The 13,864-nt window shown below is 41.2% G+C and carries 11 protein-coding genes and 1 tRNA gene; 5 read left to right on the top strand and 7 right to left on the bottom strand.

Features of this window, described 5'->3' with window-relative positions; translation table 11 throughout:
• The first annotated feature begins 19 nt into the window (after positions 1 to 19).
• Positions 20 to 952 (top strand): IS5-like element ISAha1 family transposase, encoded by a 933-nt coding sequence (locus PTT44_RS01160; protein ID WP_195728735.1) that lies wholly within the window; start codon positions 20 to 22, stop codon positions 950 to 952.
• Positions 953 to 1,154: 202 nt separating this feature from the next.
• Here PTT44_RS01160 and groL read toward each other — a convergent pair whose 3' ends face one another.
• The 4 genes from groL to PTT44_RS01140 all read right to left on the bottom strand — a co-directional run bounded on the left by groL (position 1,155) and on the right by PTT44_RS01140 (position 5,038).
• Positions 1,155 to 2,789 carry a chaperonin GroEL gene (groL, locus tag PTT44_RS01155; protein ID WP_004694331.1) on the bottom strand — a complete coding sequence of 545 codons (1,635 nt, stop codon included), beginning with the start codon at positions 2,787 to 2,789 and terminating at the stop codon, positions 1,155 to 1,157.
• 67 nt (positions 2,790 to 2,856) lie between these two features.
• On the bottom strand, positions 2,857 to 3,147 hold the full coding sequence (locus tag PTT44_RS01150; protein ID WP_010326285.1) for a co-chaperone GroES: 291 nt from the start codon (positions 3,145 to 3,147) through the stop codon (positions 2,857 to 2,859).
• 212 nt (positions 3,148 to 3,359) lie between these two features.
• Positions 3,360 to 4,118, bottom strand: a complete 759-nt coding sequence (locus PTT44_RS01145) for a metallophosphoesterase family protein (RefSeq protein ID WP_010326284.1) — start codon at positions 4,116 to 4,118, stop codon at positions 3,360 to 3,362.
• A complete protein-coding gene (locus tag PTT44_RS01140; protein ID WP_168158315.1) occupies positions 4,115 to 5,038 on the bottom strand; it encodes a diacylglycerol/lipid kinase family protein in 924 nt (307 codons plus the stop codon). Before PTT44_RS01140 ends, PTT44_RS01145 begins: the two co-directional genes overlap by 4 nt.
• 415 nt (positions 5,039 to 5,453) lie before the next feature.
• Here PTT44_RS01140 and PTT44_RS01135 point away from each other — a divergent pair, with 415 nt between their 5' ends.
• Positions 5,454 to 7,286, top strand: coding sequence for a phosphoenolpyruvate carboxykinase (GTP) (locus tag PTT44_RS01135; RefSeq protein WP_126035854.1), 1,833 nt, complete (start codon positions 5,454 to 5,456; stop codon positions 7,284 to 7,286).
• 469 nt (positions 7,287 to 7,755) lie between these two features.
• Here PTT44_RS01135 and glpD read toward each other — a convergent pair whose 3' ends face one another.
• A complete protein-coding gene (gene glpD, locus PTT44_RS01130) occupies positions 7,756 to 9,273 on the bottom strand; it encodes a glycerol-3-phosphate dehydrogenase (protein WP_168158316.1) in 1,518 nt (505 codons plus the stop codon).
• Positions 9,274 to 9,810: 537 nt separating this feature from the next.
• Here glpD and PTT44_RS01125 point away from each other — a divergent pair.
• On the top strand, positions 9,811 to 11,130 hold the full coding sequence (locus PTT44_RS01125; RefSeq protein ID WP_062034098.1) for an MFS transporter: 1,320 nt from the start codon (positions 9,811 to 9,813) through the stop codon (positions 11,128 to 11,130).
• Positions 11,131 to 11,302: 172 nt separating this feature from the next.
• Positions 11,303 to 11,731: a hypothetical protein gene (locus PTT44_RS01120; RefSeq protein ID WP_114837914.1), complete on the top strand. Its 429-nt coding sequence runs from the start codon at positions 11,303 to 11,305 to the stop codon at positions 11,729 to 11,731.
• A gap of 27 nt (positions 11,732 to 11,758) precedes the next feature.
• On the opposite strand, the gene PTT44_RS01115 is transcribed toward PTT44_RS01120, so the two are convergent.
• Positions 11,759 to 12,445, bottom strand: a complete 687-nt coding sequence (locus tag PTT44_RS01115; protein ID WP_168158317.1) for a class I SAM-dependent methyltransferase — start codon at positions 12,443 to 12,445, stop codon at positions 11,759 to 11,761.
• A gap of 271 nt (positions 12,446 to 12,716) precedes the next feature.
• Positions 12,717 to 13,565 (bottom strand): bifunctional methylenetetrahydrofolate dehydrogenase/methenyltetrahydrofolate cyclohydrolase FolD, encoded by an 849-nt coding sequence (gene folD, locus PTT44_RS01110; RefSeq protein WP_168158318.1) that lies wholly within the window; start codon positions 13,563 to 13,565, stop codon positions 12,717 to 12,719.
• Positions 13,566 to 13,717: 152 nt separating this feature from the next.
• Here folD and PTT44_RS01105 point away from each other — a divergent pair.
• Positions 13,718 to 13,791: transfer RNA gene (locus PTT44_RS01105), tRNA-Cys, on the top strand.
• The last annotated feature ends 73 nt before the right edge of the window (positions 13,792 to 13,864 follow it).

Genomic DNA, 13,864 nt, shown 5'->3' with positions numbered 1-13,864 from the left:
TCCACAATATAATTCTCAAATGAATAAGCCCACACCTAAAATCTATCGTACAACCAATTGGTCTTCTTATAACAGTGCATTAATAAATCGAGGAAATCTCTCAATTTGGTTTGATCCCAAGACTCAATGGTACGCTCAACCCAAAGGTAAACATGGTCGAAATCAAACTTATTCAGATACAGCCATCCAATGCTGTTTAATGATCAAATCCTTATTTCATCTTTCTTTACGCATGGTCACTGGCTTTGTGCAAAGTCTCATTCATCTTTGTAGATTAGATTGGACAGCACCAGACTATTCCACCATCTGCAGAAGACAAAAGCATATTGATATTGCAATTAACTATCAAAAAAGCAGTAATGGCCTCCAGCTACTCGTCGATTCTACTGGCTTAAAGTTTCTAGGCGAAGGTGAATGGAAGCGTAAGAAACACCAACCTGAATATCGTCGCCAATGGCGTAAACTTCATATTGGTATAGATGCTGAAACCCTTCAAATACGCGCTATTCAACTCACTACAAATAATGTGAGTGATTCACAAGTGCTTGGTGATTTACTCGATCAGATTCCACAAGATGAGCAGATTGACTCTGTCTATACTGATGGGGCTTATGACACCAAGCAATGCCGTCAAGTAATTGCAGACCGACAAGCACATGCGGTGATTCCGCCAAGAAAAAATGCGAAACCTTGGAAAGATACAAAGACCAGCTCGCTAGAGCGAAATGAATTACTTCGAACAGTTAAACGTTTAGGAAGAACAATATGGAAAAATTGGTCAGGCTATCATCGCAGAAGTCTGATAGAAACCAAGATGCATTGCATCAAATTATTAGGCGATAAACTCCGTGCGAGAAACTTTCAAAGCCAAGTCAATGAGATTCATGCACGTGTGGCCGTATTAAATAAATTTACAGATTTAGGTCGACCTCACACCCAAGTTGCCACTTAAATTTAGATAACTTGGAAGAAGTTTAGCTTTTGAATGTTTGTGCAACAAAGCCGCATAGAACTATAAAATTAAAAAAAGGCCACAAATAAAATTTGTGACCTTTTTTGTAACAAACTCATATGTGAGTAACACTGTGAGTAAGTTTAATTAATATGATTTTAATTATATTAAATTACAATAACTTAAATCAAATATAGGCAGATTACATCATTCCGCCCATACCACCCATGCCGCCCATATCAGGCATTGCAGGCTTGTCTTCTGGAACATCAGTAATCATACATTCAGTTGTCAACATTAAACCAGCTACAGATGCAGCATGCTCAAGTGCAGAACGCGTTACTTTCGCTGGGTCAAGGATACCCATTTCTAGCATATCGCCATACTCAGAAGTTGCAGCGTTATAACCAAAGTTACCTTCGCCATTTTTCACAGCGTTGATCACAACTGAAGGTTCATCACCCGCATTCGCAACGATTTGACGAAGTGGTGCTTCAATTGCACGACGTAAAATGTTGATACCTACGTTTTGATCGTCATTCGCACCGTTTACGCCGTCAAGTGCAGCTGCAGCACGTACCAGTGCAACACCACCACCAGCAACCACACCTTCTTCAACCGCAGCACGTGTTGCATGAAGCGCATCGTCCACACGGTCTTTCTTCTCTTTCATTTCTACTTCAGTCGCCGCACCAATTTTGATCACAGCTACACCGCCGGCCAATTTAGCAACACGTTCTTGAAGTTTTTCTTTGTCGTATTCAGACGATGATTCTTCAATTTGCGCACGAATTTGAGTGACACGTTCAGCAATTTGAGCTGCATCACCAGCACCGTCAACAATCACAGTATTCTCTTTAGACACAGTGATTTTGTGCGCAGTACCTAAGTCTTGAAGAGAAGCTTGTTCTAAAGTCATGCCTACTTCTTCAGAAATTACAGTCGCGCCAGTCAAGATTGCGATATCTTGAAGCATTGCTTTACGACGGTCACCAAAACCAGGTGCTTTAACCGCACATACTTTGATAATTCCGCGCATGTTGTTAACAACAAGTGTAGCTAAGGCCTCACCTTCAACATCTTCAGCGATGATTAAAAGTGGTTTACCTGTTTTAGCTACAGCTTCAAGTACAGTAATTAATTCACGGATGTTGCTGATTTTTTTGTCAACAAGCAAGATAAACGGATTTTCAAGTTCAGCCGTTAATGTATCTTGTTTGTTTGCAAAATACGGGCTGATATAACCACGGTCAAACTGCATACCTTCAACAACGTCCAAAGCATCTTCAAAGCCTGAACCTTCTTCAACGGTAATCACGCCTTCTTTACCTACGCGTTCCATTGCTTGTGCAATGAGTTTACCTACAGTTTCGTCAGAGTTTGCAGAGATTGAACCGACTTGTTCAATCGCTTTAGTATCAGAAGCAGGTTTTGCTGTTGCTTTAATTTCAGCAACCAATGCTTTAACAGCCAGGTCAATACCGCGTTTCAAGTCCATTGGGTTCATGCCCGCTGTTACAGACTTGATGCCTTCATTTAAAATTGCTTGAGCTAGTACAGTTGCAGTTGTTGTACCGTCACCCGCGATGTCATTGGTTTTAGAAGATACTTCACGAACCAATTGAGCGCCCATGTTCTCAAATTTGTCTTTTAGAGAAATTTCTTTCGCAACCGTTACGCCATCTTTAGTGATGTGCGGCGCGCCGAAAGAACGGTCGATCACAACGTTACGGCCTTTAGGACCCAAAGTTACTTTTACAGCATCTGCAAGCACGTTTACGCCTGCAATCATTTTAGAACGAGCTGAATCACCAAATTTTACGTCTTTAGCTGACATACTAAACTCCAAATATTCTTAAATTTTAATCAATTGTATTGCTTAAACAGCAAATGAACGTTCTGAATTAACCTTCAAGAACCGCTAAAATATCAGACTCTTTCATCACAAGAAGTTCTTCGCCTTCAACTTTAACTTTAGTGCCTGCATATGCACCAAACAGTACATTGTCGCCCACTTTTACGTCTAAAGCACGAACGCCATTGTCTGTAATTTTGCCATTACCTACTGCAATGATTTCACCTTGAGCTGGCTGTTCAGCAGCAGAAGTACTCAAAATTAAACCACCTGCAGTTTTAGTTTCCTTTTCTACGCGGCGAATCACAACGTTGTCATGTAAAGGACGAATTTTGCTCATTTCTTGCTCCATAGACATTTTCAAAATGCCATTGTTTACGATGTGAAGATGACTTCTTATTCCTAGGTCATCAACAAAATTTTGATATGACACTTTTGTGGGGATGGAATAAAACGCTTCAAGGGCAAACACAAAATATTTTTATATTTTTGCGCTCTTTTTAAGCAAACCTCATCAAAGTTTAGACACTCAATTCAATCTGACGTATTTCGCTACATCAACTCGAAGCGATTGGTTGCAGCGTTAAAGCTCAAATGTTGTACATCAGCATTCGGCAAAATAATATTCAAGCTATTGGGCAAGCCCGCATGTAAACGATAAGATGTCGCCGTTCCCGCATGAATATCCAGCACAGGATGAGATACCCCAAGTTGATAAATCTGATTTAAATCATAAACGGCAGCGTGGTGTAAATGCCCATGTAAAAGTCCATTTAAACCATGTTGGCTCCATTGCTCCAACGCAATACGACCAAGCATTGGACAGTCTTTCACACCATGACTATGGTCTGGCGGAGTATAAAAAGGCTGATGTGCGGCGATCAATTTAATTTTGTGTGCAGGTGCTTGCTGCAACTTCAGGTCAATCTCTTGAATTTGGTTCAATGAAATATGCCCTCGCGTGTGGTAACGCCGACGAATACTATTCACCCCAATGACATAAAAGTGTTCAGTTTCCAACGTGTTTTCCATCCCCCCAAAAAACAGTTGATAACGTGCAAAAGGGCTGAAAAAACGATTCCACACATGGTACAGCGGAATATCATGATTCCCCGGCACCACTAAATACGGCAGCTTTAAACTGTCTAAAAACTGCCGACAAGCATAAAACTGAATAAACCGCGCACGTTGGGTCAAGTCCCCACTGACCACTACGGCTTCAAAAGGATGTTCCTCACATAACTGACGAATGGCCTGCAAACAGACTTCGCGTTCGGTTCCAAAATGTAAATCCGACAAATGTAAAATCATGCGGGAACCATGACATTCAGCGCATGCTTACGTACTGTAATTTTCAGCGGTGGTGTCATCGTGACAATTTCTCCATCTACCGCAACCGTGAGCTTATTGCGCTTTGAATGAACAATCACTTCATCTGCTGCAAAGCTATAGACATCGGAAGCCTGATCCAAATTGCCTTTAATCAGCTGCCATAAGGTCTTGAACAAAGTCCGCTTATCACTTTTTGCTACTACCACGCCAGCCACTTTGCCTGCTTCCGCCGCCTCGGCAATACGTAGTTTCATTTCAGCCAGTTGAAGTTGGTTATTGCCAAAGAAAATCAATGGCGTTTTCACTGGATAGCGTTGTCCATCGACTTCTACTTCAAGTTTTAACTCTTTACGGTCGCGGATGAGAACATCCAATGCTGAGGTATACGCATGCAATGGAAAGCGCCCAAAATGCTTATTAAACTGTTCTCTTTTTTGAATAAATAAAGGATAAAGTCCTAAACTGGCATTGTTCAAATAGATATGTTGATTCAGCTGTGCCACATGTACAGAGCGTGGCTGCCCTTCACTAATGGCTTTGGCCGCGTCTAATAAATCCAGCGGAATATTCAACACTCGCGCAACATAGTTAAATGTACCTAGAGGCAAGATCCCCATAGGAATATCCGTTCCCATCAATTTAGATGCAACTGCATTTAAAGTTCCATCACCACCTGCAGCAACCACGACCCCTACATTCTCCGCTTGACGATGACGTAGTAAAATATCTTGCATCATCTGATCAAAGTTCATGCACTCACTTAACTCAAATGACTGTATTTCAAAACCCGCAGTACTCAGATCGGCTACCAACTGTTCATACACTTCATCTTTATTTGCAGCATGAAAACCTGATTTTTTATTATAAATAAGTGATAAAGGTTTGAGTTGTTCTGACATTTTGCACCTAAATTTGAAGTAATTGCTCTATTTTTGTCCAAATATTCAACACTTAACAGTTTTGTTATGTAAAATTCAAATGACTACCATTTATTTAATCAATAATAAATCTCAATCACAAAATAAATGCAAGCATATGATTTTAATACTAATATCTTAAATGAATAATCCTCATAAATATAATAAATACACAAAATAAAAGCAAGAAATCCAACCAAACTATTGTTTTTTAATAATTAAAATGAAGAAACTCCATCGAACTGTTCATAATTTAGATACGCCTTTGGTCTTATTTTTTTTATCAAATTATGCTTTAATACAGCCACTTTTTTTTCATCTTTTCATCTCAGCAGTAAATTTTATTGCTGAGATTGTACTTTGTACAAACGTGTACATATTTGAGATAGGCCTCACCATGACCCAAGTGAACGCACCAGAATTCGTTCGTCACCCTAAGCTTATTGCGTGGGTGGAAGAAATTGCAAAATTAACAAAACCAGCGAAAATTGAATGGTGTGACGGCAGCGAAGAAGAATATCAACGTTATATCAACTTGATGATCGCTAACGGCACAATGCAAGCGCTTAACCAAGAAACGCATCCTGGTTCTTATCTTGCTAATTCTGATCCTTCTGACGTTGCTCGTGTTGAAGGTCGTACTTACATCTGCTCTGAAAAACAAGAAGATGCAGGCGCAACAAACAACTGGGAAGAGCCTGCTGAAATGCGTGCTCGCCTAAATGGTTTGTTTGACGGTTCAATGGCAGGTCGTACTTTATATGTAGTACCGTTCTCTATGGGCCCATTAGGTTCTCATATTGCGCATATTGGTATCGAATTAACTGACTCTCCATATGTAGCAGTTAGCATGTCTAAAATGGCTCGCATGGGTAAAGCTGTTTATGACGTTCTTGGTACAGACGGTGAATTTATTCCTTGCGTACATACTGTTGGTGCGCCGCTTGCTGATGGCGAAAAAGATGTTGCATGGCCTTGCAACCCTGAAAAATACATCGTGCATTACCCAGAAACACGTGAAATCTGGTCTTACGGTTCTGGTTACGGTGGTAACGCATTGTTAGGTAAAAAATGCTTAGCTTTACGTATTGCGTCTTCTATGGGTCGTCAACAAGGTTGGTTAGCAGAACACATGCTGATTCTTGGTGTGACTAATCCTCAAGGCGAAAAACACTACATCGCAGCGGCATTCCCGTCTGCTTGTGGTAAAACAAACTTCGCGATGTTGATTCCACCAGCAGGCTACGAAGGTTGGAAAATTGAAACTGTAGGTGACGATATTGCTTGGATCAAACCAGGTGAAGACGGTCGCTTATACGCAATCAACCCAGAAGCAGGCTTCTTCGGTGTAGCGCCTGGTACAAATACCAAGACCAACCCGAACTGTATGGCTACACTTCACAAAGACGTGATTTATACCAATGTTGCGGTAACTGATAACGGTGAAGTATGGTGGGAAGGTCTTACTAAAGAAGCACCTGCCAACCTGACTAACTGGAAAGGTCAACCTCACACTGGCGCAGAAAAAGCGGCTCATCCAAATGCGCGCTTCACTGTTTCAGCAGGTCAATGTCCTTCTATTGATGCTGACTGGGAAAATCCAGCTGGTGTTCCAATTTCAGCATTCATCTTTGGTGGTCGCCGTGCAGACACAGTGCCTCTAATTTCAGAAGCATTTGACTGGGTAGATGGTGTTTACAAAGCTGCAACTATGGGCTCTGAAACAACTGCTGCTGCTGTTGGTCAACAAGGTATTGTTCGTCGTGACCCATTCGCAATGCTTCCATTTGCGGGTTACAACATGGCGGATTACTTCTCTCACTGGTTAGAGCTTGGTGAAGAAGTAGCAGCAAAAGCTAAAGCTGCGGGCAACAAACTTCCGGGTATCTACAACGTGAACTGGTTCCGTCGTGATGCTGAAGGCAACTTCGTATGGCCTGGTTTCGGTCAAAACATGCGTGTTCTTGAGTGGATCATTGACCGTTGTGAAGGCCGTGCTGATGCAGTTGAAACACCAATTGGTTTAGTTCCAACGTATGAACAGTTGAACTGGACAGGTTCTGACTTCACTAAAGCTCAGTTTGACCTTGTGACTTCTCAAGACAAAGATCAATGGATCAAAGAGCTTGAAAGCCACACTGAACTATTCGATAAACTTGGTGAACGCCTACCAGCTGCACTTAAAGCTCGTCAAAACGAACTTTTAGATGCTGTTAAGCAATCTGCTTAATCTTTAAATTAAGCAAAAAAAAAGACCGCGTAAGCGGTCTTTTTTTTAATCTATTTATACTTTTAAAACTTTATAACTCAACAAAATTTATCCAGCCAATCGCGACTAAAATAAGTAGCAACAACTCAGCCAGCACTTCATGTTTACTCGATCAAAGCCCCCTCCGATTCAACTCAATTTTGAAATCAAAAGCTCAGCAAAGTCGCCAAGAGCACTTATGGCAGCGTAGTTGAACTCTATCCGCGTCTTGCTGAACGTGCACAATCAAGTCGGTGTTACGTCGTCATTGACTACAATGCCAGCCAACGCTTTGGCGTATTGTCCGTCCAGTCGTTTGGGGAACGGCTGTAAAATGGAAGACACCTGTAGACTGTAAACAGCTCGGCGGTATCAAAGTTTAAATCTAAAAAAGCCGCAATAGCGGCTTTTTTAATAGAACGGAATGAAATGTAACCTGACACAATCAATACTATGCAGCATCCTCTTGCAGACGACGCAGGTGTAAATCCTGCAAGTAGAGGTCTAAAGCTTGGGTTTCTAGTGCATCAAATTTTAAATACAGCTTAGTCCGGCGTTTTAAAATATCTTCACTACCGATGGCCCACTCACGTTTCACTACATAATCCACTTCTTGCTGATACAAACCATGGCCAAAAGACTGCCCTAAAGTTTGTATATCTTTGATTTCACCGAGCATATGCCACACTCGACTACCATAACTGTTTGCCCAACGATGCGCTGTTTGAGACTCTAGCCCTTTGATTTCATGCATCAACTCTGCACATAAAACCTCGACTGAACTAAAACCTTCTGCACCTGGGAGTTTTGCCTCAGCCGTCCATTCCGCTTTCATGTGTGGAAAATATCGTTTCAGCTGTAGCAAAGCCGCTTCCGCCAACTTGCGATAAGTCGTTAACTTTCCACCATAAACAGATAACAATGGTGCTTCATCCACAACAGGTTTAGACATCGCCAGTACATAATCACGTGTCACTTTAGAGGCTTGTGTACTTGCATCATCATACAAAGCCCTTACGCCTGCAAAGCTTGAGATTACATCTTCTGGCTGTAATTGAAGCTTGAAATGGTCATTAATCACATCAATCAAATAAGCCTTTTCCTGCTCGGTAATGTGGACATAATTTGCATCACCTTCAAACTCTACGTCCGTGGTACCAATCAGGCTGTATTCATCTAAATAAGGAATTACAAACACAATGCGTTGATCATCATTTTGTAGAATAAACGCATGCGGTTCCGGGTATAAACGCTTCACAATAATATGACTGCCCTGAACCAATCGAATGCCTGCCTTTGGGGTTTTGGACAGTTGCTGTTGAATAAAATCCGTGACCCATGCACCCGTTGCATTAACCAAAGTTCGAGCTTTAATTTGGTAATGTTGTTTTTGATGCTCTAAGGTTAGACACCACACACCCTCCTGCTGAACCGCAGAAACACATCGTGTTTGTGTCCGAATTTGGGCTCCCAGCTCATGCGCTTGAATTGCATTAACCACCACCAAACGCGCATCATCCACAGTACAGTCTGAATATTCGAAACCACGTTTAATGGTGTCTTTTAAGGGGCTGTCGACATTAAAATGAACAAGCTCCGAGCCCTCTAATGTTTCTCGTTTTGCCAAATAGTCATAGATAAATAAGCCTGAACGAATCAGCCATGCAGGGCGCAAATACGGTAAATGCGGCATAATAAAACGCATAGGATGGATCAAATGTGGGGCTTTTTTTAACAGTACTTCACGCTCTAATAACGCTTCACGCACCAAACGAAATTCTTTCTGTTCGAGATAACGCAATCCACCATGAATGAGCTTGCTACTGGCTGACGAGGTATGACTGGCTAAATCATCTTTTTCACAGACAAAAACACTTAAACCACGCCCTACAGCATCGTTTGCAATGCCCACCCCATTGATGCCCGCGCCCACAACGGCAATATCATAAATGGCATCTGTGTCTTGCATATCCACCTCTCTCGTTGAGTTATTGTGTTATTTTTGTTCTTCACGCTAAACTTAACATCAAAATCCAACCTTGTCATATTCCAAAGCCAGTCAAATCAGAGAAAATTCGTTACTCTAAATAAATTAATAACCGCATCTATTTTTACAATTTAATTTTTAATTTTGACTATTCAGTGAAAAATCGACTAATTTCCAAGCTAAAAAACACTTTCTTTTCTATAAATCAACATTCACCATAAAATAAAAAAGCACTATAACCTCTTGTATTTTAATTGACTATTCACATATTAAAAAATCACAAGAGTTTGTTTTGAATAAGTAAAATGATAATTTCCCATTAAAATAAAGATATTCATTAGAAAAACTTAACAGCATATAAATCATACTAACATTTAGACTAAAGTCGAATGAAGTCCAAGGATAAGGGGCGTATAACGAAACTGAATTTTTTGTTTAATCTTAAAATATATTGTTTTAACTTTTTCTACTTAAAAAGTTAAAAGATGTATTTTCCGAACTTCTCCTTGGGAAATTTTTGTGACTGATCTATCTCCCCAAGCTGCTCCAGTAAGCATCGATAAAAAGACCCGCTTAAAATCGATTCTCGGTGGTTCAGCTGGCAACTTAGTTGAATGGTATGACTGGTATGTCTATGCCGCATTTACCTTATATTTCGCGCCACAGTTTTTCCCTGAAGGGGATGACACGGTAAAACTGTTACAAGCTGCTGCCGTCTTTGCACTGGGCTTCCTGATGCGTCCTATTGGCGCGTGGATCATGGGCATTTATGCAGATCGTAAAGGACGTAAATCAGGTCTTACCCTGTCTGTATCTTTAATGTGTGTGGGATCTTTGATTATTGCCTGTGCACCGACCTATGCCAGTGTGGGTATGCTCGCACCTGCCTTATTACTCTTTGCCCGTTTATTACAAGGTTTAAGTGTTGGTGGAGAGTACGGTTCAAGCGCAACCTATTTAACGGAAATGGCTGGCAAAAACCATCGTGGTTTCTTCTCTAGTTTTCAGTATGTGACCCTCATTTCAGGTCAGCTCTTGGCGCTGTGTGTGTTGATCATTTTACAACGCACCATGAGCGAAGCACAGTTGTCTGAATGGGGCTGGCGTATTCCCTTCTTCATTGGCGCTGTACTTGCCATTGTGGTGTTCTGGATTCGTCGTGGTTTGGTTGAAACCCAATCTTCAAAAGATGCACAAGAACAGGCTAAAAATGGTGGCCCTAAATCTAGCGCACTTGCTTTATTTACCAAATATCCAAAGCAAGCATTCACTGTGATTATGCTGACAGCGGGTGGAACACTGGCATTCAACACCTTTACCACGTATTTACAAAAATACTTGGTTAACACCTCAGGTTTTGAGAAAACCACAGCAACAGAGATCACCACAGCAGCAATCTTTGTCTTCATGCTATTACAACCTGTGGTGGGCGCACTGTCTGATAAAATTGGTCGTAAACCAATTATGATCACTTTTGGTGTATTGGGCGTACTGTTCACAATTCCAATTTTCAATGGTCTAGGTTCAACCAGCAGCCCAACAACCGCATTTATGTTATGTATGAGTGGTATGGTGATTGTGACAGGTTATACTGCGATTAATGCAGTAGTTAAAGCAGAGCTCTTCCCAGCGCATATTCGTGCATTAGGGGTTGCCCTACCTTATGCGATTGCTAATACCATCTTTGGTGGTACAGCAGAACTTGTGGCGTTGAGCTTTAAAAATGCAGGACATGAAAACTACTTCTTTTACTACATCACCTTCATGATTGGCTTATCTCTACTGACTTACATCTTTATGAAAGACACCAAAAAGCACAGCATGATTACCGATCATTGATGCTTAAATTGACTGTGTAAGTTAATAAGCTAAACATAAAAAATGCCTTCTCGAATGAAGGCATTTTTTATGTTTGATCAATTTTTTTGCCGAAACTTGATCGATTGAAATATCGTGAATTACACCTGTGTATGGCATACTAAGAACAAGAATAATGTTAGGAACTTTTTATATGAAAAATACGTATAAACTTTTAGGCTTAAGCTGTATCGTTTTAGCAGTATCTGCATGTCAAAGCACACCTCGCCAGTACAATGGCAATGTTGGCTATCAAATTGAACATCAATCAGAATCGAGTGCTACCCTTGCTTATACGCTTGCTGCTCGTAAAAATCAGCAACTCGATGAAAATAAATTACAACGTGCTTGCCAAAAAGTTTTAGGTTCACAAAAGAATTATAAATTGGCGATTTTAAGCATTAATGAAATTCCTAATACTGCAGCAGATGTTCCCGAATATGGACGCCAAATTGGTCAAACTCGTGCCACTTTTGGTTTAAGCAATACACCTGACCTACATCAAGGTGAAAACTTTGCAACACGTGAGTCACTTGAAGCACGCCCAAGCACACTCCATGTAGTACGCTATACTTGTTCTTAACAGCGCTTAATATACATAAAAAAGGGCTTAGTGCCCTTTTTGAGTCTCTAAAGTTCGATAAAAACTCACATTACGAAACTCTGGTGACTCATCTAGATCTGGCCAAGTTGTGGCACTACGCTCATCAAGCTTTATGTATTGCGGATGACTAAAATTTTTAACACGACTATCTGCCACCCAGACCTCAGGTGCAAACTTTAAAAACTCATCTAAAAAGAAACGATTACATTGATCATATAAAACATCGGCAGCCAATAGAACATCGACCTGTTCAGATTGATATAAATCATCCAAATACTCTAGCTCTACGTTATTGAGTTCCGCATTGGCATGGCAAGCATCGAGACTAACGGCATCAATATCGCAACAAATCACACGTTTTGCACCCGCTATTTTGGCTGCAATCGCCACCACACCTGAACCTGCGCCAAAATCCAACACCACCTTATCTTTGACATGATGAGGTTCTGCCAGTAACCACTGTGCCATGGCTAGGCCTGAAGCCCAACAAAAGATCCAATATGGCGTTTCATTCCAAATGCGACGAATGATTTCATCATCCAGTTTATCGGTTGGAAATACGGGAGGAATGAGCCACAGCGAAATAGATGTTTCAGGAAGCTGTTGCGCAAGCAATTCACACTGTGGAATCACTTCATGCAAGGCTTGAAGTAAATGATCTGGGGCTTTGGGGAATTGGAAAGTACAGCTCATGGACATTTTATATTTGTAGAATTTTTTAATAAACGCACAACGGAGTCTTACACATTAAGACGCATGATATGCATAACCTTCGGTTCGACCTACTTTTGTTTCGACAAAAGTAGGAAAACCATTGCCATTTGCTGAACTCGACTGAAATCATCATTTATTTACTGCTTCGCAGAAACATTTTTATCAAATTTAGTCCGGCCTCGAACAACAGCAAATGACGATGTCACGACTCCCAAACCATCATAAAACTGATTTTAGAGTCTTATAAAAATTAACCTAAAGCTTTCTCAGCCGCTTCAACTGTTTGACGAATTAGTGTCGTAATCGTCATTGGGCCAACACCACCTGGAACAGGTGTGTACGCAGAAGCCACCTCTTCAATACCGGCCAATTGAATGTCGCCTACACCACCACCATCACGTGGATGGAAACCAGCATCAACAACCACTGCACCTTGTTTGATCCAATCTTTTTGAATCAATTCTGCCTTACCAACCGCACCCACGATAATATCGGCTTGCTTTACAAAGTCAGCTAAGTTTTGAGTACGTGAGTGACAGATCGTTACGGTTGCATTGGCTTGAAGTAACATCGCAGCCATTGGCTTACCTAAAATTGCAGAACGACCTACAACAACGGCATGCTTTCCAGCAATTTCAATATTGTTTTCTTGCAAAATAGTCATAATGCCGGCAGGCGTCGCAGAGCCATATGCTGCTTCTCCCATGGCCATACGACCAAAACCAAGACACGTTACGCCATCCACATCTTTTGCAAGAGAAATTGCATCAAAACATGCACGCTCATCAATTTGTTCAGGCACTGGATGTTGAAGCAAAATACCGTGAACATCAGGATTTGCATTCAGTTTTTCAATTTCTGCCAACAATTGTTCAGTGGTGGTCTCTTTTGGCAGTTCAACTTTAAGTGAGTCCATACCAACACGACGGCAGGCATTTCCTTTCATACGTACATAAGTTGCAGATGCACCATCGTCACCCACCAAAATAGTCGCAAGAATTGGGGTACGACCTGATTTTGCTTTGAGCGCTTCAACGCGAGTTAACAAGTCAGCTTCAATTTGTTTTGCCAATGCACGACCATCTAAAACTAATGCCACGGCACATCTCCAAGTGTTGATATGAATCAATTTTGCACATAATACATGATAATTTTAAATATTTTTCGCTATATGCTGTTTTTATGCGCATACGAATGAAAGCACTATTGTTTTTTTTTCAGAGCTTGCTAATATACGCATCAACAAGACGCGGCGGGGTGGCAGAGTGGTCATGCAGCGGACTGCAACTCCGTGGACGCCGGTTCGATTCCGACCTCCGCCTCCATCTTGTTAAAGCCCGAGTGGTGAAATCGGTAGACACAGGGGATTTAAAATCCCCCGCCCACAAAGCGTGCCAG

This window comes from Acinetobacter sp. Gutcm_16 (assembly GCF_028649355.1).
Lineage (GTDB): Bacteria > Pseudomonadota > Gammaproteobacteria > Pseudomonadales > Moraxellaceae > Acinetobacter > Acinetobacter johnsonii.
This window is presented reverse-complemented; position numbering and strand designations above follow the sequence as displayed.